The 25,153-nt window shown below is 57.5% G+C and carries 23 protein-coding genes and 2 riboswitches; of the genes, 6 read left to right on the top strand and 17 right to left on the bottom strand.

Going from position 1 to position 25,153, the window contains the following annotated elements; all coding sequences use genetic code 11:
• Positions 1-316 (bottom strand): hypothetical protein (locus GXP58_05540; protein ID NOY53069.1); only part of this gene is annotated, 316 nt, incomplete at its 3' end.
• A 157-nt stretch (positions 317-473) separates the two neighbouring features.
• Here GXP58_05540 and GXP58_05545 point away from each other — a divergent pair.
• Positions 474-1,475, top strand: a complete 1,002-nt coding sequence (locus GXP58_05545; GenBank protein ID NOY53070.1) for an integron integrase — start codon at positions 474-476, stop codon at positions 1,473-1,475.
• Between the two features lie 143 nt (positions 1,476-1,618).
• Here GXP58_05545 and GXP58_05550 read toward each other — a convergent pair whose 3' ends face one another.
• The 16 genes from GXP58_05550 to GXP58_05625 form a co-directional block, all read right to left on the bottom strand.
• Positions 1,619-2,590 (bottom strand): hypothetical protein, encoded by a 972-nt coding sequence (locus GXP58_05550; GenBank protein NOY53071.1) that lies wholly within the window; start codon positions 2,588-2,590, stop codon positions 1,619-1,621.
• A gap of 50 nt (positions 2,591-2,640) precedes the next feature.
• Positions 2,641-4,068 carry an Asp-tRNA(Asn)/Glu-tRNA(Gln) amidotransferase subunit GatB gene (gene gatB / locus GXP58_05555; GenBank protein NOY53072.1) on the bottom strand — a complete coding sequence of 476 codons (1,428 nt, stop codon included), beginning with the start codon at positions 4,066-4,068 and terminating at the stop codon, positions 2,641-2,643.
• 288 nt (positions 4,069-4,356) lie between these two features.
• Entirely contained in the window at positions 4,357-5,799 is a 1,443-nt protein-coding gene (gatA, locus tag GXP58_05560) for an Asp-tRNA(Asn)/Glu-tRNA(Gln) amidotransferase subunit GatA (protein ID NOY53073.1), read from the bottom strand.
• 7 nt (positions 5,800-5,806) lie between these two features.
• The gene (locus GXP58_05565; GenBank protein ID NOY53074.1) at positions 5,807-6,166 is read right to left on the bottom strand and encodes an aspartate 1-decarboxylase; all 360 of its coding nucleotides are present in this window, start codon (positions 6,164-6,166) and stop codon (positions 5,807-5,809) included.
• A 60-nt stretch (positions 6,167-6,226) separates the two neighbouring features.
• A complete protein-coding gene (gatC, locus tag GXP58_05570; GenBank protein ID NOY53075.1) occupies positions 6,227-6,511 on the bottom strand; it encodes an Asp-tRNA(Asn)/Glu-tRNA(Gln) amidotransferase subunit GatC in 285 nt (94 codons plus the stop codon).
• 99 nt (positions 6,512-6,610) lie between these two features.
• A complete protein-coding gene (locus tag GXP58_05575) occupies positions 6,611-8,902 on the bottom strand; it encodes a DUF4388 domain-containing protein (GenBank protein NOY53076.1) in 2,292 nt (763 codons plus the stop codon).
• A 156-nt stretch (positions 8,903-9,058) separates the two neighbouring features.
• Positions 9,059-9,832: an ABC transporter ATP-binding protein gene (locus GXP58_05580; GenBank protein ID NOY53077.1), complete on the bottom strand. Its 774-nt coding sequence runs from the start codon at positions 9,830-9,832 to the stop codon at positions 9,059-9,061.
• Positions 9,825-10,379 carry a hypothetical protein gene (locus GXP58_05585; protein ID NOY53078.1) on the bottom strand — a complete coding sequence of 185 codons (555 nt, stop codon included), beginning with the start codon at positions 10,377-10,379 and terminating at the stop codon, positions 9,825-9,827. The genes GXP58_05580 and GXP58_05585 overlap by 8 nt, the downstream gene beginning before the upstream one ends.
• On the bottom strand, positions 10,376-10,684 hold the full coding sequence (locus tag GXP58_05590) for a hypothetical protein (protein NOY53079.1): 309 nt from the start codon (positions 10,682-10,684) through the stop codon (positions 10,376-10,378). Before GXP58_05590 ends, GXP58_05585 begins: the two co-directional genes overlap by 4 nt.
• Complete coding sequence (cbiM, locus tag GXP58_05595) at positions 10,671-11,348, bottom strand: cobalt transporter CbiM (GenBank protein NOY53080.1); 678 nt, start codon at positions 11,346-11,348, stop codon at positions 10,671-10,673. Before cbiM ends, GXP58_05590 begins: the two co-directional genes overlap by 14 nt.
• Positions 11,349-11,394: 46 nt before the next feature.
• Positions 11,395-12,678, bottom strand: a complete 1,284-nt coding sequence (locus tag GXP58_05600; GenBank protein NOY53081.1) for a carbohydrate porin — start codon at positions 12,676-12,678, stop codon at positions 11,395-11,397.
• Positions 12,679-12,771: 93 nt separating this feature from the next.
• Positions 12,772-13,191, bottom strand: coding sequence for a nickel-responsive transcriptional regulator NikR (gene nikR, locus GXP58_05605; GenBank protein ID NOY53082.1), 420 nt, complete (start codon positions 13,189-13,191; stop codon positions 12,772-12,774).
• 49 nt (positions 13,192-13,240) lie between these two features.
• Complete coding sequence (locus tag GXP58_05610; GenBank protein NOY53083.1) at positions 13,241-13,960, bottom strand: TonB family protein; 720 nt, start codon at positions 13,958-13,960, stop codon at positions 13,241-13,243.
• Positions 13,957-14,379 (bottom strand): biopolymer transporter ExbD, encoded by a 423-nt coding sequence (locus GXP58_05615; GenBank protein ID NOY53084.1) that lies wholly within the window; start codon positions 14,377-14,379, stop codon positions 13,957-13,959. Before GXP58_05615 ends, GXP58_05610 begins: the two co-directional genes overlap by 4 nt.
• On the bottom strand, positions 14,369-15,031 hold the full coding sequence (locus GXP58_05620; protein ID NOY53085.1) for a MotA/TolQ/ExbB proton channel family protein: 663 nt from the start codon (positions 15,029-15,031) through the stop codon (positions 14,369-14,371). Before GXP58_05620 ends, GXP58_05615 begins: the two co-directional genes overlap by 11 nt.
• 24 nt (positions 15,032-15,055) lie before the next feature.
• On the bottom strand, positions 15,056-16,960 hold the full coding sequence (locus GXP58_05625; GenBank protein ID NOY53086.1) for a TonB-dependent receptor: 1,905 nt from the start codon (positions 16,958-16,960) through the stop codon (positions 15,056-15,058).
• A 57-nt stretch (positions 16,961-17,017) separates the two neighbouring features.
• A riboswitch (cobalamin riboswitch) is annotated at positions 17,018-17,136 on the bottom strand.
• Between the two features lie 200 nt (positions 17,137-17,336).
• Positions 17,337-17,523, bottom strand: a riboswitch (cobalamin riboswitch).
• Between the two features lie 312 nt (positions 17,524-17,835).
• Here GXP58_05625 and GXP58_05630 point away from each other — a divergent pair.
• The 5 genes from GXP58_05630 to GXP58_05650 all read left to right on the top strand — a co-directional run bounded on the left by GXP58_05630 (position 17,836) and on the right by GXP58_05650 (position 25,066).
• Complete coding sequence (locus tag GXP58_05630) at positions 17,836-18,540, top strand: TVP38/TMEM64 family protein (GenBank protein ID NOY53087.1); 705 nt, start codon at positions 17,836-17,838, stop codon at positions 18,538-18,540.
• 119 nt (positions 18,541-18,659) lie between these two features.
• Positions 18,660-19,298, top strand: coding sequence for a TetR/AcrR family transcriptional regulator (locus GXP58_05635; GenBank protein ID NOY53088.1), 639 nt, complete (start codon positions 18,660-18,662; stop codon positions 19,296-19,298).
• Complete coding sequence (locus GXP58_05640) at positions 19,295-20,725, top strand: efflux transporter outer membrane subunit (GenBank protein NOY53089.1); 1,431 nt, start codon at positions 19,295-19,297, stop codon at positions 20,723-20,725. The genes GXP58_05635 and GXP58_05640 overlap by 4 nt, the downstream gene beginning before the upstream one ends.
• Entirely contained in the window at positions 20,709-21,896 is a 1,188-nt protein-coding gene (locus GXP58_05645; protein NOY53090.1) for an efflux RND transporter periplasmic adaptor subunit, read from the top strand. Before GXP58_05640 ends, GXP58_05645 begins: the two co-directional genes overlap by 17 nt.
• Complete coding sequence (locus tag GXP58_05650) at positions 21,893-25,066, top strand: efflux RND transporter permease subunit (GenBank protein ID NOY53091.1); 3,174 nt, start codon at positions 21,893-21,895, stop codon at positions 25,064-25,066. Before GXP58_05645 ends, GXP58_05650 begins: the two co-directional genes overlap by 4 nt.
• The last annotated feature ends 87 nt before the right edge of the window (positions 25,067-25,153 follow it).

Genomic DNA, 25,153 nt, shown 5'->3' on the forward strand with positions numbered 1-25,153 from the left:
AATCAATAAGTATACTATTGTAGTCTTTAGCACCAAATAAAACTCTTCCACAAAAAATACAATCAACAAAACTTATTTCTTCAGAATCTCTAAGGTTTAAATTGGGCAGATCAACAATACAGTTCTTAAACTCAATTTTTTCTTTATATATTCGCCCCTCTTCTCTATCATACTCTATTCCTATTATTTTATTGGCATTTCCAATATTCAAAACTTTCAATGAAGGTATCAGTTGGTCGGATTTTAACAACTTGTCTAAATCACCACGACTATAAATTTGCAATTCTTCTAATATGTTAGCGAGATACTCTGCCATTTGTTTAATCCGACTAATATGTTAATTTAACTTTTGCACACAACCATTGATTCACAGGCAAATTTGCCCTGATATAACTCCCATAAGGCACTATTAACGCACATTTGCCTTGCCCCATTATCACCCTTTGTGTTAATTTACACGAATTAATTTACTAATGTCAACATCAAATAAACCATCAAACAAAATGAAACTTCTGGACGAAGTCCGAGCAGTGATGCGGCTGCATCACTATTCGATACACACGGAACGAACATACTGCGACTGGATCAAACGGTATGTGCGGTTTCACAACATGACCTGCCGCAATGATCTGGCGGACGGCGAAGAGAAAATTGAGGCCTTCCTTACCCATCTGGCCGTTGATAAGTCCGTGGCTCCATCGACGCAGAATCAGGCCATGAACGCTTTGGTTTTCCTACACAAAAGGGTTCTGAAAAACCCCCTGGACGGGGAAATCAATGCCATTCGAGCCAAGAAGAAAGTCAACATTCCGGTTGTGATGACTCGCGAGGAAGTGGCCCGCGTGATTGCGCTTCTGGAAGGCGTTCCGCAACTGGTTGTGAAGTTACTCTATGGCTGTGGGCTGCGAATCATGGAGGCTGCCCGCCTCCGGATAAAGGATATTGATTTTGACCAGAAGTGCCTCACGGTACGTTCAGGCAAAGGCGCCAAGGATCGTGTGACGACATTCCCGACTTCGACCATTCCGTTACTTGGAAACCACCTCACCAAAGTGAAGGTGATCCATTTGCAGGACCTAAAGAGGGGATATGGGGAGGTCTATCTGCCATTTGCTCTTGAAAGAAAATATCCCAATGCTTCGAAGGAATGGAATTGGCAGTATGTCTTCCCGGCCCACAATCTTGCTCAGGATCCTCGCAGCAACAAGGTGCGGCGGCACCATATCGACCCCAGCGTCGTCAATAAGGCCATCAAGGTGGCTGTTCATAAAACGGGAATCACGAAGCGTGTCAGCGCTCATACCTTCCGGCACAGCTTTGCCACACATCTCTTGCAGCGCGGCACGGATATCCGGACGATACAGGCCTTGCTGGGCCACAAGGATGTTGCCACAACCATGATCTACATGCACGTCCTGCAGCAGGGCGGCCAAGGGGTCCTGAGCCCCCTTGATGATCTTGAAGCCCCAATATAGCAGAAGTTCCCCCAATAATAGCCACTCTCAAGGTCGGAAATTTTGAAAAGAAGAGGGACTCATAAAAAGTCATATGCTTTTCGTTTTTGACTTTGGTTTTTCTCCGTGTCCTGGTGGTACATGCTTTTGTCCCGCTTTGCTTCTCAGTCATCTTCATCGTCGGGAAAGTCGGGGAGGAACTTTGACCGGCGGGGCGGGTACCCTTCTTCCGTCTCCCACAAATCCTCCATTTCCCATTCGACCACCTTTTCCCGGGCATGGCGTTTCTTGCGATAGTAGACGTAGAGGAAAATGAGGGTCATGATGAACCAGAGGGCGGCCGTAGAAGTGATGACGGGGATCCAGGTATAACGGAACCGGAGCCAGCGGTGCCAGCGTCTCTCCAGTTCATAAAAGGTCATTCCAAAGGCGGCCTGGGCGCTTTGACTCAGCGTCTTCCGATCCCGGAGATTCCCGAGGAATGCCTGAAAATCCTTCCGGCCGAAACGATTCATCAACCAGGAGACCATGGAGAAACTTTCGGCATAGGCCGCTTCGGCCTCGTTGAAATCGACGGGGAAGGCGTGGTTCAGGGTCGCCAGGGGAATGAATTTCTTCTTCAGGGTCAAAGCCGAGATGACGGCCGTCGTTCGGAAGCTCCACTCCCTGGCCTCATACATGGCCAGCCCCTCGTCAAGCCATCGGGGAATGATCCCCCCCGACATGGCCTGGTGGAGGGTCAGGTGTGCCAGTTCATGGCGGAAGGTCTGAAAAGGATCGATCGTTCCGAAGAGGGCCGCCCGTGGAACTTTAAGGATCATCAGGTTCCGTTCGGGGTAGGCCAGACCCGCGGCCCATTCAGGGGCCTTGTCTCCCTGGGGCTGACGATGCAGAAAGTCTTCATGACTTCCGGCAAGGTAGACTTCGATACCGGGACGGGGGGGGATCCCCACATCGTCGACGACATCTTTGTAAACGGTTTCGCTGATCTTCGCAAGCGACTCGGCCAGCCGCCGGTCCCGTTCGGCAAAGGTGATGTGAAAATGCTCGGTCCGGAGTCCACCCCTAACGGCGGGAGCGGAGCGCGCATACGCTTTGATGGGGGGAAGGCAGATGAAGAGAATGAAGAGAGGCAAGAAAGCAAGAATGGCGGAAGAGGAATTTTTTTGATCCGTAACACCGGGAATCAGAGTCTCTCCTTAAGCAGTTTGTTCACCGCCGCCGGGTTGGCCTTGCCCCGGCTTGCCTTCATGACCTGACCGACGAAAAAACCGAGGACCTTTTCCTTGCCGGCGCGGAACTGATCCACCTGGGCGGGGTTGGCGGCGATCACCTCTTCCACGATCTTGACGATCTCCCCCTCGTCGGTAATCTGGACAAGGTTCTTCTCTTTCACGATAACCCCGGGGGACTTGCCCGACCGCATCATCTCGGCAAAGACGGTCTTGGCGATCTTGCCGCTGATGGTCCCCTTCCCGATCATCCCGATCATCTCCGCAAGCATTTCGGGGCGCACGGGACAGCTCAGGATCTCCTGTTCGTCTCCCTTGCATTCCCGCAACAGGTCCCCCATGATCCAGTTCGAGACGACTTTGGGGGACTGGGCCCGCTTGTTACATTCCTCAAAATAGGCCGCCAGTTCGCGCGACGCCGTCAGCACCTCGGCATCGTAGCGGGGAAGATCGTATTCCGTCACAAACCGTTCCCTCTTCGCATCGGGAAGTTCGGGGAGGGTCCCTTTCACCTCTTCGATCCAGGCATGATCCACCTGAAGGGGAACCAGATCGGGATCGGGGAAATAGCGATAGTCGTGGGCCTCTTCCTTGCCCCGCATGGAGAGGGTCATCCCCCGGTCGGTGTCCCAGAGACGTGTCTCCTGGATGACCGATCCGCCTTCCTCGAGAAGCCGTGTCTGCCGTTTCACTTCATACTCCAGGGCTTTCTGGACATTCCTGAAAGAATTCATATTCTTCAACTCGGCCTTGACACCCAGTTCCGTTGCACCCACCGGTCGCAGGGAGATGTTGGCATCACACCGGAGGGAACCTTCCTCCATGTTCCCGTCACAGACATCAAGGTACCGAACGATACTCCGGAGCTTCCGCATATAAGCGGCGGCCTCCTCGGGTGTCCGGATGTCGGGTTCGCTGACGATCTCCATGAGGGGTACTCCCGTCCGGTTGAGATCGACGTAGCTCGACGGATCTCCTTTTTCCCCGTGGATGTTCTTTCCCGCATCCTCCTCCATATGGATCCGGGTAATACCGATCCGCCGTTCCGTTCCGTTCACATCGATGATCAGGTGTCCATGTTCACAGAGCGGCAGTTCATACTGGGAGATCTGGTACCCCTTGGGAAGGTCGGGATAGAAATAGTTTTTCCGGGCAAACCGGGAAACGGAATTGATCGTGCAGTTCAGGGCTAGGCCCGTTCGGATCGTATAATTGACCACCTCCCGGTTCAGTACCGGCAGGACCCCCGGCATCCCGAGGCAGACGGGGCAGGTATGGTGATTCGGATCCGCCCCGAAGGCGGTGCTGCAACCACAGAAGATCTTCGATTTCGTCTTGAGCTGGGCATGAACCTCCAGCCCGATTACAGCTTCATATTCCATAGCATTCCTCGTCCCGGCTAAACCGGGACGCTACAGGGTTTTGCCCGACATCGGTTTTCTTCATGGCCTTCATCTGCTTCATGGTAAATTGCTTTCCCGGTTTTGCTTTTCCTCTGCGTCCTTTGCGTCCTCTGCGAAATACCGCTTTCCGCTTTTGCCTTTGACGTTGCTTTGTCCCTCTGTGTCTTTGCCCCTCTGCCCCTTGCCTTTATCTCCGTGTTCTGTGTTCCGTGGTTGAATGCTTTTCGCTTTGATATGATTTTATTATGTACTCCATGGAGCCGCCCGTCACAGCACCGGCCGCTTTTTATGCCAGTCGGTCCGCTGTTCATAGGCATAGGCGACATTCAGGATCGACGCTTCATCAAAGTGTTTTCCGAGGACCTGCAACCCGACGGGAAGGCCCGAATTATCGAAGCCGCAGGGAATGGAAATCGCCGGGATCCCCGCCAGGTTTACGGCAATGGTCAGAATATCGGAGAGGTACATCTGCAGCGGATCACCCACCTTCTCTCCGATTTTAAAGGCCGTTGTCGGCGCTGTGGGGGTGACAAGAACGTCAACCTTTTCGAAGACATGGTCGAAGTCCCGGCGGATCAGGGTCCGGACCTGCCGGGCCTTCCGATAGTAGGCATCGTAATAACCGGAGGAGAGGGCATAGGTGCCGAGCATGATTCTTCTTTTGACTTCCGGTCCAAAACCCTCGGACCGGGTCTTCCGGTACATCTCGATCAACTCCTCCGCACCTTCCGCCCGGTAGCCGTACTTCACCCCGTCGTACCGTGCCAGATTGGATGATGCTTCGGCGGTCGCCAGGATGTAGTAGGTGGCCACGGCATATTCGGTGTGAGGCAGGGAGACCTCAACAATCTTCGCCCCCTCTTTTTCAAGGAGGGCCAGTGCCCGCCGAACGGCCTCCTCCACTTCGGGTTGCATCCCCTCGACGAAATATTCCTTCGGAACGCCGATGGTCTTCCCGGAAAGCTCCCCCGTCAACGCTTCGGAATAATCCGGTACGGGATGATCCGCCGAGGTGGAGTCTTTGGGATCATGCCCGGCAATCGCCTGCAGAAGAAGCGCCGAATCTTCCACATCTTTCGTGAGAGGCCCGATCTGGTCAAGGGAGGAGGCAAAGGCAACGAGACCAAAGCGGGAGACCCGCCCGTAGGTCGGTTTCAAACCGACAACACCGCAGTGGGCCGCGGGCTGCCGGATGGAACCTCCCGTATCGGACCCGAGGGCGGCGATACAGGCGTCGGCCGCCACTGCGGCCGCCGAGCCTCCGCTCGATCCGCCGGGGATACAGTCGGGATTCCAGGGATTCCGTGTCGTTCCCACAGCCGAGGTCTCGGTGGAAGAACCCATGGCAAATTCATCAAGATTGGTCTTCCCCAGCAGAACCGCCCCTTCCTTCTTCAGCCGTGTAACAACGCCGGCATCGTAGGGGGGAATAAAATTCTCCAGGATCTTCGAGGAACAGGTGGTGCGGATCCCCCGGGTCACGATATTGTCCTTCACGGCAAGAGGAATACCGGTCAGGAGAGAATTCCCGGTCGCGGAACCTGCTGCATCGGCCGAGTCTTCCTTCTGCAATACTGTCACATAAGAGTGGATCTTCGGCTCCACGGCCTCAATCCGACGGCGCAGTGCATCGAGCAACTCCTCTGAAGTGACCCGGCCTTCCCGCAAGACTTCCGCCGCTTCATGTATGGTCAGTTGATGCAGTTCCATCCCCTTTTCATTGCCCCTTATAAACGATGCGGTTCTCTGCATCTACATGGACGATCTTCGGCACATGGGAAGCAAGTTCCCCCTCAGCAAGATAGGCATACTGGAAGATGATCACCAGGTCGCCCTTCCCCGCCTTGTGGGCCGCAGCCCCATTGACGCAGATCGTCCCGCTTCCCGCTTCACCGGGAATCACATAGGTCTCGAAGCGTTCACCGTTAGTCAGGTTTGCAATCCGGAGATGTTCATAAGGAAGAATCCCCGCCGCCTCCAAAAGCAAACCATCTATCGTGATGCTCCCTTCGTATTCGAGATTCGCATCCGTCACCGTGACTCGATGAATCTTTGATTGCAGGATTTTCCGCAACATCACAGACCCCCTCTTTCGCACCCCTGCCGTATCCGGCAGGGAAACACCTTCCCCACGGCGTTAAATAATCTTCGGTACCTTGAAGAAACCTTTCCCGCTTTTCGGAGCATTGCTCAAGGTTTCCGCCTGCGGAATGGAATCGCAGACCCGATCCTCCCGGATAACATTTCCCACCCGGATCACATGGGAGGTCGGTTCCACATCAGCGGTATCGAGTTCGTTCAGCTTGTCTATATAGGAAAGGATGGCATCCATCTGCCCCGTAAACCGGCCAATCTCTACGGAAGAGAGCTCGAGCCTTGCCAGATCGGCTACATGCTCTACTTCTTTTCTGCTGATTTTCATAACGGTCCTCGCAGCCTTCGACACTCCCTGAGCGATATCGAAATGTCGTTATAGCATATTATTTCGGGGAAAAACAACCGGAAAGCAGGAAACGAAAGCTCAGGAAGTGAAATCCTCCAGTCTTGACTTGAGGCGGTTCACCGGAATTATGTAAGGATTCTGGGCCTTGAGATAGGGAGTCAAATTGCGGAAGGCCTTTTCGGCAGCGGCCTTGTCGGAATAAATTCCGCAGAGGACCTTGTAGACCGGTTTCTTGTTCAGACTGCTTTCCACAATGAAGACCTTCTCCTCCGGTCCGGACGCACGGATGTCTCGTGCGGCATAACTCAGATAGGAGGTCAGCTCGATCTGAATGGAATAGGCATCGTTCGGAGCGTTCCGGATCACATCGGACCAGTTGGAAAAAGCCGATTCCAGATTCCCGTCATGAAAACTGGCCAGACCCGCATCATAGGCATTCTCCCAGGGCTCTCTCATGGCGGACACCGGTGGAGGAACCTCTTCGTCCGCAGTAATCCCGGAAGGGGTCTCCTTTACAGGTGCAGGCTTGGAAGGAGGAGAAGAAGCCTCTTTCACCGGCATGGTTTTGTCAACAGGAGGCTCCTGCACGGGAGGAATGACGGCAACGGCCTGCTTCTCCGGAACGACCTTCTCAGACGCAGACGGAGCGGATTTCGCAGGAGACTTTGCTTTTTCCGGGGGAACCGGAATCGCCTCTCCGGCGGTCGTTTCGTTCTTTGCCAGTTCGTGGATGATCTCTTCCGGTGTCTTCGTCTCGACCTGCTCCTCGGGGGGAACCGCAACCGCTGATTTTTCCGTCCGGATCTCCTTTGCCTTCTTTGCATAGAAAAGGGCCATGGCACCGAACAGAAGAATGAGTACAACAACAGGAATCCCGACCAGGAGCGGCCATTTCTTCTTTTTCTTTTCCGGTCCACCTGCCGGAAGGGATCCTTCCTCCCGGGACATATCCTCCACCTCCGTCGCTTCCCCTTCCGCCTCCTTTTCCACGGCCTCTTCCAGAACCGCTTCCTGGTCCGGAGTCAGGACTTCCTCCTGAGGCTCTCCTCCTTCAGCCGCGGTTTCTTCTTCCCCGGCAAACGCTTCGTCAGAGATTTCTTCTTCCTCCGCCTTTTCAGGATCCTCCTGCATAGTCGTTTCTTCCGCTTCCAGCCCCGCGTCGTTATCCGCCGCAGATGTTACGAGCACCGCTTCGTCTTCCCCTTCCATTTCCTCTCGAAGCCCCTCCTCTGCTGCGGCCTCTTCTTCATCGCCGGCAGGCGCTTCCGGTTCGGCTGCGACCTCTTCTTCATCCGGGGCAGGCGCTTCCGGTTCGTCAACCGCCTCCCCGACCGCTTCATCCACGGCGGCATCGATCAACTCCGTTACCTCCTCCGCTGCCTCTTCCTCCTCCATCTCATCCTGAGGGGGAAGGAGTTCCTCATCCAGCTCATCCGGCGGCAGCTCCGTTTCCGCAGCCTCTCCTTCCTCAAGGGACTCTTCCCCCTCCGCAGCTTCCGGCATGAGATCATCCATGACCGAAGCAAGGGAGGCCTGATCCAGTTCCGGGATCTCTTCCTGCGTCTCTTCCCCGGACACGGCCTCCTGCCGTGCCGTCTCTTTCTTTTCCTCTTCCGCCTTTTCTTTCTTTTCCGGCTCCACCGGAACCTGCAGACGGACAACACCGAGATTATAAAGGGTATAGAGGATCTTTTTCGTCAACTCCGGATCGAGTGAAACGGAATCGATCACCTCCTGCACCGTTATCCCATCAACCAGGACCTCTAAAACCTCCCGGTCTGCTCCCTGAAAGCTCAGTTCCTCGGAACGATAGCTGAGTTCCGTCGGTTTCAGCACCTGATCGGTTCTGCCGAGAATCCGGTCGATCAGCCCTTCTTTCCGGATCTGGCGGACCCCTTCCGAAATCAGCTTGGAAAATTTCACATGGAAACGGGGAAGTCCGGGCGGCACCAGACCGGCGGCCTCCCTCTCTTCAAAAGAATAGGTCCCCTCCTCCCAGGCGAAGAGAGAAAAGAGGATCGAGATGAACTGGTATTTGGTGTTGGCGTAGAGTTCATCCTGGGAGAGAATCCCTTTGCGGGTGATGATCTGACCGAAATTGTCGCCGCTGTCCTTCCGGGACTCGAGGATGACTTCATCAAGCTGGGCACGGGAAATCTTTCCCCGTTTACAGAGAATCTCTCCCAAGAGTTCCTTCTTGATATTCGAACGGGAGGCGATCGGCTCACCGTTCAGGAAGAAGGAGCGCTTGACGATCTTCCCTTTCTGGGCGACCAGAATGCCCGTTTTCCCAGACTTGCGGATCTCCGCCAGAAGGGCGGGAAAGGACTTTTCCTGAAACGTTCCGTTCAGCATGACGTCTTCAGTCATCACAGCCCCCGGGATCGGTTTTTGTATTATTTACGAAAGGTTAGAGACAATATATCGCACAAGTTCTTAAAATGCAAGAGGGAATCATTCGATGCACCCATCATTTTTTCAGTCTCCCCCGGCGCAGTATCCTGCACACAGGAAGTCCGATCGGCATCAGTCCCACTGGTGGAGATGGAAGTGTTCGTGATCGACCGGACCGTGAGCGTGACGGTGGGAATGAACGAGGTTCGCCTCGATCAGCTTCTCCATATCGTTGAGGAACGGAGCGAGTTCTCCGTCGTATATGAGCCTGTGTTCCTCGGAGAGGATCAGGCATCGTGTGCCGAGTTCCTGGGCGAGGCTCAAGTTATGCGTGGTGATCAGGGTGGTCAGATCAAGCTCCGACAGGAAATCGATGAGCCGGCCGGTCGATCTCGGATCGAGACTCGAGGTCGGTTCATCGAGAAGGAGGGTCGCAGGTTCCACGGCAAGGAGCGAGGCCAGACAGACCTTCTGCTTCTCCCCGCCGCTCAGGTTAAAGGGGGGGCGATCCAGGTAGCGGGAGAGTCCGAGCCGGTCCGCCCAGTGCCGGACCCGATCCTCTATGTCCTCCATCCCGAGCTGCCGCGGTCCGAAGGCGATCTCGTCGAAGACCGTGGGGTTGAAGATCATCATGTCCGGATTCTGGAAGAGGAGGACCACTTCAGAGCGGAACCGGCGGTTGAACCCCTTCCGGCGCAGGAGCTTCCGGGTAAGCGGATCGCCGCGATAGGTGACCCTCCCCCGTTCCGGGAAGAGCAGGCCGTCCAGGATCTTCAGCAGGGTTGACTTTCCGCTCCCGTTGACACCGAGGAGGACGACCTTTTCCTTCTCCTCCACGCGGAAGGAGAGATCCTCAAGGACTGTCCGGTCGCCGTATGAAAATGCAATCTGTTCGACCTCAATCATTCCGAAACCCCCTCGATTTCATTGCAAGTGTAATCTCTCTCGAATTGCGGATGGAGCGGTCGAGGAAGAGATAGACCGCGGAAGATACGAAACGGTAGAGATCTCGCCTTCCCGGACGAATGATCGTTCGGCTCTTCATGGAGAGGAGAAGCTCGGAAAGAAGCCTCCGGAAGGTGAGGATCTGGCTGTAGGAGAGGGTCAGGAGGAATGTAAGAGTCTTCGAGAAGGAGAGGGCGGAAAAGAGGTTGACCCGTTCGATCAGCAGGAAGGTGGAGAAGGTCAAAAGATAAGTCCGTGCATTGATCAAAAGAAGGGGCGCAAGAAAAGGGGCGCCCCGGGTCATAGAGAGGAGCATATAAGAAATCGATACGGCCGAGTTGAAGAGGAGAAGGGCGAAGAAGGTCCTCTTCGCAAGCCTGAAAAACGAGCGGCCGGAAAACACCGCCAGCACAATGGCAGCACCCGCCATGACCGCCATGCCGTGGAAAGAGGTAAGAAAGAGAACACCGGCAAGATAAAGGAGAAAACAAACGGAATCCCGGTTCACTTCCGCCCCCTCCCGTCAAACCTGCTCCAGGCAAAAAAGATCCCGAAGATCAGAACGATTCCGATTACCGCCGACAGGTAATATCCGAGTACGGCGCCGTGCCCCTCCAACTGATATCCGGAAATCGGGGCTTGGTACCACGAGGCGAAGTGCCGGAGCCGCTCCGGGATAAAACCGAGGAGCGTCCTGTAATAGTCCGCCTCCCATTCTCCCCAGGCCGGACTGGTCGTCAGAAGCCCCAAGGGCACGAGCAGGAGGAAGAGGCCGATGAGCAGATAGAGCTTTTTTACATTATTCTTCTTCATCTCTCACCTCCACAGGAAAGCCCTCCGGACGGATCCGCCGGACGAAGTTCAGGACCAGGACCGTAAAAATTCCCTCCGCCACGCCGAAGAAGAGCATGTGTGCACCGACCAGGGCCGGGACGGTCACCGAAATCGGAAAAGGAAAGAAGAGCGGTTTCCCGGCCGAGTCGGCGGCGATCACCGGCTGAATTCCGAGGGCCAGCGCAATCCCGACCGACGCGAGGACGATGCTCGACCACCCGGAGAGAAACGCGGCGACGGAACGCCGGATCCGCTTCTCAAGAAACGGATAGAGCCAGGCGGCCGTAAAGGCGGCGATGCAGCCCATGGTCAGGGCATTGATCGGGAAGGAGGTGATCCCCCCGTCCCCGAAGAGGAGCGCCTGGATCAAAAGGACCAGGCTCACGGAGAGAAAGCCGGTCCAGGGACCGAAGAGGATGGCGATCACCGCCGTCCCGATGGCGTGCCCGCTCGTCCCGCCGGGGATCGGGATGTTCAACATCATGATCATGAAGGACAGCGCGGTCAGGGCCGATATGAATGGAAGCGTCTCCTCGTTAAGGAGCCTCCTGACCCGCCGGAAGGCATGGACCCACAGCGGCACCGCGACAGCGTATGCCGGCAGATAGGTCACAGGTGAGAGATACCCGTCCGGAATGTGCATTGGTCTTCTCCTTTCAGTCGATATGGACCTGTCACAAACAGATCATTTAAAAACTCACATTCAGCCGGAGGCTTGCCACCCAGATCGACTCGAGGTCGCCCGACCCCAGCGGGTTTTTCGTGTACTGCAAATCCGGAGTCAACGACAGGGTCTCCGTGACCTGGCGCCGGTAGAAGAGCTCGGAAATCAAAAGACCCTTTTCATAAAGAGTAAGGTTCCTCCCGCCGACGCTCCACTTCTTCTTTGCTGCGTCACTCGACCTGATCGTCCCCGCAGCAAAACCGAACGTGTCGCGCCCGCTTGCAAAAGAAAGTCCCAGATTGTAGAACCGGGAAAAGTCAAGGACCGACTTTTCCCCCGCAGAATAGCGGCCGAAAAGGGTCAGGTGTTCAGTGAGATGCTGATCGAAACTCAGGCCGAACCCCTGGTTGTTGTCGGTGCCGGTCCCGTCGAGACGATCAAAATCGGTCGTATCCTTCCAGCCGTAGAGCCGGTAGTTCCCCTCTTTTCCTGCCGGTGCGACATGCCATCCGATTTCGGCGGCATAGACCGTGGAAAAATCATCAGACCGGGCGAAGAGGCGGTCCTGGGCGTAGCTCCTGTCGTCCCCTTCAACGTAGAGGAGTGTCCCGTAAAAACCGTGTACGAAATTATAGGTGATCCGCATGCCGGGGACAAAACTCGGAAGGCCGGTAATCGGGCTGTCGTAGAATGCCGCATTCATGAACTGCTCCGTCTCGTCGCCGGCGGCTTCGTTTGTGTCGATATAGAGGGTGCCGTCCAGAAGACCGAAGGTCCAGATCAGGCGGCCATCAAGGAACTTCCCCTCGTACCAGGCCTCAAGAAGTTTGTTGTTATCGTGCAGATCCTGTTCCGTGTAGTGCGCAAAGGGAGTAAGCCCGGAGGCCTCGGTCATCTCCGGGATGACCCCGTCCCCCTTCGCCATGGAGAGATGGGCCGAGGCGAGACCGTGCATTCCGACCGGATATTCGATGAAGAGGTCGAAGTTGCTCGACATGTCGAGCCGCTCTTTGGTATCAAGCGGATCAGAGGCGGTCACACCGGTCCGGTTCAGGTCCGACGCGACATCGGAGTAGCCGGACGTCCCGGAGAGCACGGAAAGGATCCCGCCGGAGAAGGCCACCCGTTCATACCACGGGTGTTCGGAGGCGGGGAGTGGTTTTCCCTTCAGGACCTTCTCTTCGAGCGCCCGGATCCGTTTCCGAAGCTCCCGAGTCTCCGGCGTGTCGTCCGCCCAAACGGGGCGCACTAATACCGCGGCCATTAATATCGACAGAACCAGAATCCCCGCCATCCTCCTTCGCACCATCGTATTCTCCTTTCTTTTGATTAACATGATTTTCAGGTTCGTGTTACCACCCGTGAAAAAAAATAACCGCAGACGGACTTTTCCAAACCCTTTTCAGGCAAGCCCTTTGCCCGCCGTTGCCAGCGTCAACTTCCCGTGCTTCACCCCCTTCGTCCCGATCAGCCGGTCGGCCAGTTGCCGGATCTTATTCGCTTTCCCCCTGACGACAAGGACCTCAAGGCAGTTGCGGGCATCCATGTGTACATGCATGGAGGAGATAATCAACTCGTGGTGGCCGTGCTGCATGTGGGTCAGGTGGTCGGAGAGCTCCCGCGTCTCATGATTATAGACGAGGGTGATCGTCCCGACCGTTTCCTTCGTCCCCACGGTCCACTCCTCCCGGACAAGCCGGTCCCGAATCAGGTCCCGGATTGCCTCGGAACGGCTCCCGTACCCCTTGCCGTGAATGAGATGATCGAACCGCTCTAAAAGTTCCGTCTCGATGGAGACGCCGAAACGCGTAATTCCCGACATGATTTCCCTCAAGTTTGTGTTACTTTTATAATAATTATAACACGGAATGTCAAGGATTATTTTTCAGCCGGTAACGGATGCGGACCTCCATGGGAAGTCCCCCCTCCCTGCGGCACCCCGGCGGCGGCGGTGGAAAAGGCGCGGCCCTGCGGAGAGAGGTAAGCGCCGCATCCCGGAGAATCCTCCCGCCGGTGGAACCGGGCGCCGCCCCTTCCTCCCGGACCCCACCATCCGGCAGGAGCAGAAACCGCAGGATTACATCCCCTTCGATCCTCCTTCGTCTTGCGCGAAAGGGATACCGTTTCTCCCCCGCGATCCGTTCCAGGATCAACGTCCTGTACGCGTCGGGGACCCCTTCTTCTCCCCGTCTTGCCGCCGGGGCGGACCGGCCGGCAATGTGGTATTCACCGGCCGCGGCAGCCAAAGGAACCGGATCCTGCTCCTTCTCCCTGATCAGGTTTCCGGCATCGGAGGGAAGAGGCCGGACGTTCCTTCTCTCTTCACTATGCGCTTTCATCCTCTTTGCGACGGGAGACAAGACCCGCCTCTTCCCGGCCCTCCGGCGCCGCGCGACGGCGGGACGTGGAGCGGCCCCTTTCCTGCAGCGGGCCAAAGCTCCGCCGGTCCCCTCCGCCTCTTTCACGATCCGCAGCGGGATAAGGACGCCGGACCCGGTTCCGGTCAGCAAGGGCGGGCGCCACGGGGCGGCCATCAGCAGGAAACCGTGCAGGAGGAGGGAGAGGAGCAGCGCTACATGAACAGGTCTCATTTCCCTTCTCCGCCCCTCGCCCCTTTCCGCCTGCCCGCGATGAAGAGGGCATCCGCCCCCGCCCCGGAGACCGACTCCAGGACATGTACCACAACGCCGTAGGGGGCATGCTCGTCGCCACGGATTACGACGGTCTTCGTCCCCTTCCTTCCCATCTCCCTGCGCAGGAGGGCGGCAAGATCATCCTCGCCGGCCCTCCGGCCGTCCAGGGAGGTCCCGCCGGAGCGGTCAATCGTAAGGACGATCCGATTCCCTCTTTCGGATCTCCCGCGGCCGATCTCCGGGAGGTCGATCCCGAGGTTCAACGGGGCCGTGAAGCTCGCAGTCAGGAGGAAGAAGACGAGGAGGAGGAAGACCATGTCAATCAACGGGGTCATGTCAAACCCGGCCGGGATTCGGCGTCTCTTCCTAAACTCCATAGAGATCCTCCACCGTTGCAGGAATCTCGACCGGCCCGGCGGCGGAGGACTCCGCCTTCGCTTCGAGGACCAGGGATACGGCCTCCTTCATCCCGGCCTCGACCCTGTCCGCCGCCGACTCAAAGAGATGGGACGCGGCAAGGGCCGGTACGGCCACAATGAGCCCGGCCGCCGTGGTCAGCATCGCCTCCCACAACCCCCCGGCAAGCAGGGTGACATTGGTGACCCCCCCGGCCGCCTCGATGCTCATGAAGACGCGGATCATACCGGTCACGGTCCCGAGGAGGCCGAGCAGCGGGGTAATCCGGGCGAGGAGGGCAAGTCCCGGCAGGTACCGCTCCAGTCTCCCCAACTCCACCGATCCGACCCGCAGGACCGCCTCTTCGCACCGCCTGCGTCCCTCCCCGATCCGCTCCAGGGCGGTCAGGGCCACGGCGGCGACGGGACCCGGCCGGCGGCGGGCAAGTGCGGCGGCGTCATGAAACCTTCCGTCGCGGATCAGCCTCTCAAATTCTTCCCGGAAACTCCGGGCCTTCCATCCCGCACGGACATAGTGATAGAACCGGTCCAGGATCAGCGCCGTGCCGATCACCGAACAGAGGAGGAGGGGCGCCATCAGCGCCCCCCCCTTCCAGATGAACTGCCACATCATGATTCTCCTTACAACATTCCGCCGTCAGAAACGGACCTTAAGCCCGGCATAGGCGGCCCGGCCGGGAGCGCCGTATCCCCGGTTCTCTTCATATCTTTTATCGAACAGGTTCTCCACCCGAGCGAAAAGTGTATAGCGCCCCTTCACCGGGACCGAGGCCGCAAGATCGACCACCGTGTAACCGCCGAGTCTTACGCGTTTCGACGGATAGGCGGAATAGTCCATATCGTCCCTCGGCCCGACGTAACGGAGATCCGCCGTCAACTCTCCCTTGTTTTCGAGGGTCCAGGTCGTTCCCATGCTCAGCTTGTTTCTCGCCCGCCGAAGGAGGTCCTCGTTGTTCGACTTGTCTACGGTATCGGTATAGGTATAATCAAGGTGCAGCTCCAGGGGGGAGACCGGCCGGAAGGAACAGGAAGCCTCAATCCCTTTCGTCGCGGCACCGGAAAGGTTCCGGTATCCGGTACCGTAATCGAAGTCGATCAGGTCGATAAACCGGTTGGAGAAGTAAGTGATCCCGACACGCCCATGTCCGCCGGAAAACTCCTGTTCGAATCCCGCATCCCAGCCCCGGCTCTTCTCCGGGGAGAGCTCCGCGTTCCCGACGGGACCGAAGGAGCCGGCGGGGGCATAGAGCTGGTAGAGTGAGGGGGCCTTGAATCCGGTCCCGTAGCTCCCCTTGATCCGCAGCCCGGACCCGACACGGTAGGAGAAAGTCGCACGCCCGGTCCCGCGGCTTCCGAAGCGGCTGTGATCGTCAAGCCTCAGTCCCACGGTCGTCACGAGCCGCCCGGCCCAGCGAAAATAGTACCCGGTGGTGCGGACCGACTTTTCCGGGAATGCGCTGTCGTAGGGACCGTAGGCGCTCTCCGAGTGGTAACTGGAGTTCCCGTTTTCCCGTTCCGTTTCCAGCCCGAGGGTCAGGGTATTGTTACCGGAGAGATAGAGGTCGTGCTGCCACGAGATCTTCCGGAACGTCCCGTCGTAAGAACTTCGGCTGGAATCCGAGGGATGGGCGGCGTCCGTGCCGTTGTTGTACTTCCGGTTGCTGTCACTCACGGAGAAGTCGAGCCGCTGCTCCCAACGGCCGTCCCAGAGGGAAAGCCGGGCGCCGCTATTGAGAAAGAGCTTGCGGGCGATCGTGAAATAGTTCGGGTCATCCCCGCCCGCACCCCCGGAGTTGTCCAGGTCGGACCGGGCATTGCTGTAACGGCCCGTAAGATCGAACGAGAGATTCTCCATCGGGGACCAGCCGAACCTGCCCGATACGGTCCGGTTCCGGTAGCCGTCATTCTCATCGTTGCCGTACCGTTCGTCCGCGGCGGAGATGCCACCGGTCTTTGTCTGGGACAGGGCCAGGGAATAATCAAGATCGTCGTTCCCCCCGGCGCTCGCGGCGGTCTCCCGGAATGTCTGGAAGGACCCCCCTTCCGCGGAGAGAGAGATGGATGGTTTCCCCTTTCCCTTCCTGGTGAAGATCTCGATCACGCCCCCCATGGCGTCGGACCCGTAGAGGGTGCTCTGCGGACCCCGGAGGATCTCGATCCGCTCGATATTGTCAACGGTCAGGTCGGAAAAATCGAAGGACCGTCTTGGAGAGACCGGATCGTTCGCCTCCACCCCGTCGATCAGAACAAGTGTATGCTCGGCGTTTGCTCCCCGGAGAAAGACGGAGGACGTCTTCCCCATACCTCCCGACCGGACGACCTCGAGGCCGGGGACATCCCGCAGCACATCAAGGACCGTGTTCTTCCCGCTCTCCACGATCTGTTGATGCGTCAGGACGGTCACGGAGCTCCCCACCTCGTCGGCCGGGGTCAGTATCCTGTCGGCGGTCACCACCACATCTCCCAGCGGGACACCTCCTCCGGCGAAGGCGGGCGCAGCCGTTATAAAGATCAATACCATGATTGCGATATACTTCTTCATCTTACATCTCCTTCTCTCCCCCCTCGGGGATCATTGGTTTTCAACCCCTCCGGACCGGGTATCCTGGCTCGAGTTCATCCTACAGGCCGCGCCTTCCCGTCCGATCGACAGTGGCATGCTGCGGCGTTCGTCCCTCTCACAGTCGCGGGGCGGCGGGAGCATCGCACTCCCTTCCCGCGGTCCGGGAGACCATGGAAAAATTACGTAATTCATAAGGCACCCGCCTTCCCTGTATCACCTCCCTTCCCCGTCCGCCCGACCCTTCGGCCGGCTCATGACAGGCCCTTCGACATACTCAAAAAAAAATCCCGGGCAAAAGTGCCCGGGATCCCCTGATTTTATCCTCGCAACCGCTCCCCTCCTTTACCACGGAAGGAAAAGCACTCGTACCACCGGCAGGTCTTCTGGTTCCCGGATCAGCCTACTCGCCGCGCCTTCCCATCCCGAACGAACAGTGACTTTCCTGCGGCTTTCGTCCCCGGTTACAGCGGCGGGTCCACTCCCGATTCTCACGGGATTCCCTCTCTCATCCTGCAACAGGAACCGATGGTATTCTGTTTTTCTGACTATCTAAATTAATTGAAGCCACAGATCCTGTCAAGAACAATCTTCAACTTTCGTATTTTTGTATGAACTCACCGATCAGATCCGGATTACAATTATCATGTGAACCGGCATCATCCCCCTATCGATATAACCGAGAGGGGACACCGGATCGACCCAAGAAGGAAGGAGTCACGGCCGACTGCATCCGGCTCAAGGATGCAAAACTCAAGAGCTCTCGGCAAGGGTCCAAGAACTGCTTTTGCGACCGGTTGAGATTCTCTTCAGGAACCGGTAAAATTCAGACACCTTTTCAGAAAAGGAGGTTCTGAATGAAAAAGGCCGGAAAAAAGAAATGGTGGATCGTTCTCTTCATTCTTGTACTGGTCGGGATCTTTCAATATTTCCACCTGGGAAGATTTCTGACACTGGCCTACCTCCAGGAATCACGGGTAAGATTCGCGGCCCTTTATACCAAACATCCATGGACCACGCTCGGCGGATATATGATTCTCTATATCCTGGTGACCGCCCTCTCCCTCCCCGGTGCGGTCGTCATGACGCTGGCCGGCGGAGGCCTCTTCGGCCTGATTGCGGGGACGGTGGTCATCTCCATCGCCAGTACCATCGGTGCAACTCTGGCCTGCATGGTTGCCCGCTTTCTCTTGCGGGACTGGGTTGAGGAACGCTTCGGCGATAAACTGACCGCCGTCAACCGAGGAATCGAAGAGGAAGGGGCTTTCTATCTTTTCACAATGCGGCTGATCCCCGCCTTCCCTTTCTTTATGATCAACCTGGTCATGGGGCTGACGAAGATGCCGATCAAGACTTTTTTCTGGGTCTCACAGATCGGGATGCTCCCCGGAACCCTCGTCTATGTCAATGCCGGAAAAGAGCTGGCCGGAATCACTTCCTTGTCCGGAATCCTGTCGCCGGGACTCTGGATCTCCTTTGCCCTCCTCGGTCTTTTCCCCCTCCTGATGAAGAAGGGACTGGTTCTTCTTCGTACGCTCAAGGGCCGCAACACACGGGCCTGAACTTGCCCGAGGTCTCTTCATCAACGGTTGTTTTTTCTTGACATTCAATCAAACGTTTGTTTTAATTGCCTGCGTCATACTGAAAAACCGGATCCCTACCGAAGAAAGATGAACGATCCATGAAAGCATCGAAACAGGACACAAAAGAAAAAATACTGGATGCGGCGGAAAAGCTCTTTGCCCGTAACGGTTTTCACGCCGCATCGCTCAGAGCGATCACCGGTGAGGCAGGCGTAAACCTGGCATCCGTGAATTATCACTTCGGTTCAAAGGATGCACTTCTCGATGCGGTATTCGAGCGTCGGCTTTCCCCGTTGAACGAGATCCGGATTCAGCGGATCGAAGCGGTCAGAGAGGCCGCCGGGAAAAAGGGCGTTCATCCATCCGTCCGGGAAACCATCCGGGCATTCATAGAGCCAACCCTCGCTCTCCGGGAAGAGGGGGCCGGTGCCGGAGAGTTCATCGCACTGGTTGGAAGAATTTTTTCCGAACCGACGGAGACGGCACGGACCATATTCATGCGGCGTATGGAACCCCTGTTCCAGCTTCTCTTCACCACATTGAAGGAAGCCCTTCCGGACATGGCCGAGGATCTCCTCTTCTGGAAACTGCAGTTCACAATCGGAGTTTTAAGTCATGTCCTCCGCATGACCGGCAGAGGTCCGGCTCTGTCTACAGAGGTATCCCGCAATTGTGATACGAAAACGCTGACGGAATGGATGGTGACCTTCCTCACGGCCGGAATGGAGGCACCATGAAAACAAAGGTTCTTTTTTGGATACCGGTCTTCATGATCATCGGATGTACCGTCCACCGGCCTCAGCCCGTCCCCCTTCCTGTGAATCCTCCGGAATCCTACGATGAACCGGGGAACGCGGGACCACCGTTGCAACGGTGGTGGGAGGCCTTCGGAGACAAACGGCTGAACCGGCTGATGGAAGAGGCTTTTTCCGGCAATCTTGATCTGGCCCAAGGAGTGGCCCGTCTCGATGCGGCCCGGGCGGTTTTAAGGTCGACCTCCGCCGCACGTTTCCCCTCCCTTGATTCAAGGGGAGAGTGGAGTCGCGAAAATACCCCGGGGTTTTTCGGAAACAATACCGGCAGGAGCTATCGCCTCTCCCTCGCGGCGGCCTTCGAGGTCGATCTCTGGCGAAAAGAGGCGTCCCGGACCCGGGCCGCCGCCCTGGATGCCGCGGCCGCCCGCGAAGACCTGAAGACCCTCTATCTCACCCTCGCCTCAAACCTTGCCGACCTTTACTATCTGGCGGCGGAACAGAAGGAGCAGCTTCAATTGACCGACAGGACGATTGCCGCCTTTGCCGACACGTCGCTCCGGGTGGAACGGCGCTACAGGGAAGGATTGGTCCCCGCCCTCGACCTTGATCAGGCCCGGCAGAATCTGGCCGCGGTGAAGGCCGGACGTCCTCTCATTGAAAAGACCTTGAGGGAAACGGAACATGCCTTCGCTCTTCTTCTGGGGCGGTATCCTGAAGAAGACATCACCGGGGTTGTTGCCCTTCCGGAAATTCCAATGGGCTTTCCCGCGGGTCTTCCTTCCAAACTCCTTGCTCACCGTCCCGATGTGGCAGCCGCCCTGGCCCGGGTCAAGGCAGCGGATGCCCGGACGGCGGCAGCTATTGCCGACCGGTTTCCTTCCATCAACCTTGCCGCCGACTACGGAAACTCCAGTATCGCCTTCAGCACCGGGGATATCGTCGGAAATTTCTGGAAGATCATCGGGAATGTCGCGGCACCTCTGCTGGACGGGGGCCGGCGGCGGGCGGCGGTAAAGCGGAACCGGGCTCTCTTCCGGGAAAGTCTTGCCCGCTATCAGCAGACGGTCCTGACCGCCTTCCGTGAGGTGGAGGATGCCCTCGTCCGGAACCGGACCACGGAAGAAAGGATTGCCGGACTACAGGAAAAGGTCGCGGCAAGCCGCGCCACCCTCCGTCTTTCTCTGGACCGGTATCTCGCCGGGCTTTCCGATTATCTGCCGGTTCTGACGGCACAGGCGGCAAGTTTCGATTCCCAAAGTGAACTCCTCTCCGCCCGGCGGCAGCTGATCTCCGATCGGATCACCCTGGCCCGGTCACTCGGTGGGGAGTGGATGGAAAAAGAGATGAAAGATCAAAAAACAAAAAATACAAACACAACCAAGGACAATCCCCATGCCTCTACGAGATAAGTTCATCAAGATCGGTCTTCCCCTGTTGATCCTGCTCATCGGCTTTGCCCTGATGCGGGGTCTGATTTCCTCCCGGAAGGCGCCGGCAAAGAAGGAGTACATCAACCCCGGTGTCTTGGCAGAGGTCGTGACCGTCCATCCCGGAAAACGGCGGATCCGGATTGCAGGCAACGGAACGGTGCAGGCGCGACGGGAGGTATCCATTATTCCCCAGGTGGGTGGCCGGGTGGTCTGGAAGTCCCCGAAACTGCTGCCCGGAGGTTTTTTCCGTAAAGGGGAGCTTCTTTTCCGGATTGAGAAGGTCGATTATCGACTGGCCGTTGACCGGGCCCGGGCGGCGCTGGCCCAGGCGGAACTCGATCTGGCCCGGGAGGAGAGTAATGCCCGGGTGGCCCGGTCCGAGTGGACAAAGATGGATCTTGCGGCAAAGGCAAAACCGACCCCCCTGATTCTCCACGAACCGCAGCTTCGACAGGCCCGGGCGACGGTCACGGCAGCAAAGGCAGGCCTGAAACAGGCCGAACTCGATCTTTCCCGGACCCGCATCACGGCCCCCTTTAACTGCCGGGTTCGCTCCGAAGAGGTCGATGTGGGGCAGGTCGTTCGTCTCGGGGAGAAGGTCGGCCTTTTGGCTGGGACCGACGAAGCGGAGATTGTCGTACCGCTTCCCCGGGAAGGACTGCGCTGGCTCAGCATTCCCGGACCCGGTTCGAAAGCCCCGGGATCCAAAGCAGTCATCCGGTTTTCCGAAGGGAAGGACCTTCTTTCCCTGGTAGGGAGGATTGTCCGCTCTCTCGGAGAGGTCGATCCCGAGGGGAGGATGGCCCGGGTGGTAATCGCAGTCAATGATCCCTATCACCTGAAGGCTCCTACCGGCAATGTCGCCGCCGATCTGCTCCTGGGGATGTTCGTAGACGTAACCATGGAAGGACGGACTCTTTCGAAGGTCTTTGTCCTGCCCCGCAAGGCCCTTCGTGATCAGGGAACGGTCTGGCTCGCGGGGCAGGGGGATCAACTGACGATCCGGAAAGTGGATGTGGTTCGGAAGGAACGGGAGAAGGTCATGATCGACCGGGGACTGCAGGATGGGGATCGGGTTGTCCTGACGGCCCTCTCCGGAGTCGTCGAGGGGATGAAGCTGCGACTCCGGGAGACGGGGGTTGCACCATGAGGGGAGCAATACGATGGATGGCACACAACCATGTGGCAGCCAACCTCCTGATGATCATTCTCATGGTCGGAGGGCTGATCCGGTTCCATTCGATCAAGCGGGAGATCTTTCCCGAAATCAGTCTCGACATGATCCAGGTCTCCGTGGCCTATCCCGGGGCAGGTCCCGAAGAGGTGGAAGAGGGGATCATCCTTCAGATCGAAGAGAACCTGACCGGTGTGGAGGGAATCCGACAGATCAAGTCGGTGGCCCGGGAGGGGGAAGGCGTTGTAACGGCCGAGCTCTATCCCGGCGAAAATCCCGACCTGAAGCTCCAGGAGATCAAGAGCGAGGTCGACCGGATCATCACGTTCCCCGAGGATGCCGAAAAACCGGTTATCACCAAGCTTTTGAATCGCCGCGAAGTACTGTCCGTGGCCCTTTACGGCCGGGTCCCGGAACGGAGTCTCCGGGAAGAAGCCGAGACGATCCGGCAGGAACTTCTCGAGGATCCCGAAATTACCCAGGTCGATCTCGCCGGTGTCCGCCCTTATGAAATCTCCATCGAGATCCCTGAAGAGAATCTCCGCCGCTATCACCTGACCCTCGACCAGGTAGCCCGCCGGGTCCGGCAAGCCTCCCTCGATCTGCCGGGGGGGACCATCAAAACATCGGATGCGGAGATTCTTCTCCGGACCAAGGAGCGGCGCTACCGGGGGCCGGGGTATGCCGACATTGCCGTTATCAACCGTCCCGACGGAACACAGATCCGGCTCGGGCAGATCGCCCATGTCCGGGATACCTTTGCCGAGACCGATCTCTCCGCCCGGTTTGACGGTCAACCCGCGGTGATGATCAAGGTCTTTCGTGTCGGGGACCAAAAACCTCTGGTAATATCCGATCATGTCAGGCGATATGTCGAACAGAAAAAGAAGGAATTGCCCGGAGCCCTGCACATCGCCACATGGAACGATCGTTCGGAACGTCTCCGCAGCCGGATGAGCCTGCTCCGGACCAATGCCGTCTTCGGTCTCATCCTGGTAATGATTATCCTGGGCCTCTTTCTGGAAATCCGTCTCGCCTTCTGGGTTATGCTCGGGGTTCCCGTTTCCTTTTTGGGGGCCATGATCTTTCTTCCCGTTTTCGGTGTTTCCATCAACATGATCTCTCTCTTCGCCTTCATTCTGGCCCTGGGAATCCTCGTTGATGACGCCACAGTCGTTGGGGAGAGCATCTACGAACACCGGCAGCAGGGCAAAACCTTTCTGCAGGCCTCCGTGGACGGGACAATGGAAGTGGGAATCCCGGTTGTTTTTTCGGTTCTCACAACGGTGGTGGCCTTTATCCCGCTTCTCTATGTGAGCGGCATGATCGGCAAGTTCATCCGGGTCATGCCGGTCGTGGTGATCACGCTCCTTCTGGTTTCTCTGGTCGAGTCTCTCTTCGTTCTTCCGGCTCATCTCACCATGGGAAAACCGGGAGCATCTTCCCGGGGGATCCTCGGGGCGATCGAATCGGTCCGGAAACGGTGCAGTTCGGCCCTGGAGATCTTCATTAACGGAACCTACCGTCGTTTTCTGATCCGCTGCCTGGAAAACCGCTACACGACCGTCGCAACCGGGATCGTTCTTCTCTTCCTCACCGTGGGGGTCATCAAGGGTGGGATCCTGAAATTTCATTTCATGCCGGTCGTCGATGGTGACGTCGTCACCGCCTCACTCAAGATGCCTCCCGGCACCCCCGTGGCGGAGACGGCGAGGGTCCAGAAGATCATCGAACGGAAGGCCCGGGAGACAGTGGCCGAATACGACAAGCACCGGCCGGACGGGGATTCCATCCTCCGGGACGTCTACGCCGTCGTCGGCGGGAGCATGGCTGCGGGCGGTCCCGGGGGCGGCCGAACGCAGACCCGGACGAACCTCTCCGAAACGGCACTCTTCCTGCAACCGAGCAAAAAACGGGGGGTTCCCGCCCAGGAGATCGCCAACCGGTGGCGGGAGAAGGTCGGGGAAATCCCCGGTGTCGATTCCCTGGTCTTTACCTCGAACATCGTTCACATGGGGGCCAACATCGACATCCAGATCGCCCATGAGAATTTTGCCGTTCTCGATGCGGTCTCCGAACGCATCCGGAAAGCCCTGTCAAGCTACCCCGGAGTGGGAGACATCGAGGATACCTATTCACGGGGGAAGAAGGAGTTGAAGATCCGTCTCAAACCGGCGGCGGCGACCCTCGGGATTACCGAAGAGGACCTGGGCCGACAGGTCCGATCCGCCTTTTACGGGGCCGAGGCCCTTCGTTTTCAGCGGGGAAGAAACGAAGTGAAAGTCATGGTCCGCTATCCGGAAACCGACCGGAAGCACCTCCGGGACCTCGAGTCGATGCGGATTCGGACGCAAGACGGTGGGGAAGTTCCCCTCGGCCGGGCGGCGGAAGTCCGGGAAGGATGGGGCTTTTCCGAAATTCACCGGACCAACCGGAAACGGGTGATCGACGTGACGGCAAGCGTCGATGACAAGGTGGCCAACGCCGGAGATGTTCTCTCCGACCTCAAGGCAAACCTGCTCCCCCGGCTGAAGGCCGATTACCCCGGGCTGACCTTCAACATGGAAGGAGAGGAAAAAGAGCGCCGGGAATCGATGGGGAGTATGGCCGACGGATTCCTCCTCGCGCTGATCGGAATGTTCGCCCTCCTGGCCATCCCCTTCCGGAGCTACAGTCAACCCCTCCTCGTCATGGCGGCAATCCCCTTCGGGATCGTCGGTGCCGTGGCCGGGCATATGATCATGGGGTTCAAGCTGAGCATCCTGAGCTTTTTCGGGATCGTGGCCCTCTCCGGAGTGGTAGTGAACGACTCCCTGATCCTGATCGACCGGGTCAACCACAACCGGCGGGAAGGGACCCCCCTGTTTCAGGCCATCATCGACGGCGGGACCCGGCGCTTCCGTCCGATTCTCCTCACCTCACTGACCACCTTCTTCGGGTTGACACCGATGATCCTCGAACGAAGCGTTCAGGCCCAGTTCCTCATTCCCATGGCAATCAGCCTGGGATTCGGGATCCTCTTCGCGACCGGGATCACCCTCCTTCTCATTCCATCGCTCTACCTCGTTCTGGAGGATGTGCGGGGACTCTTGGGACTTACGTCCGTACACCATCGGCCGGACGAGACAACTTCCCTGGAGTCTTAGGCCAAATCAAATTCAAAAAACAAAAGCTTTACCACGAAACACGGAACTCACAGAGATCACAGAGAAGAACAAGAACAGAAGGGTCAG

The organism is Deltaproteobacteria bacterium (genome assembly GCA_013151235.1).
GTDB lineage: Bacteria > CG2-30-53-67 > CG2-30-53-67 > CG2-30-53-67 > CG2-30-53-67 > JAADIO01.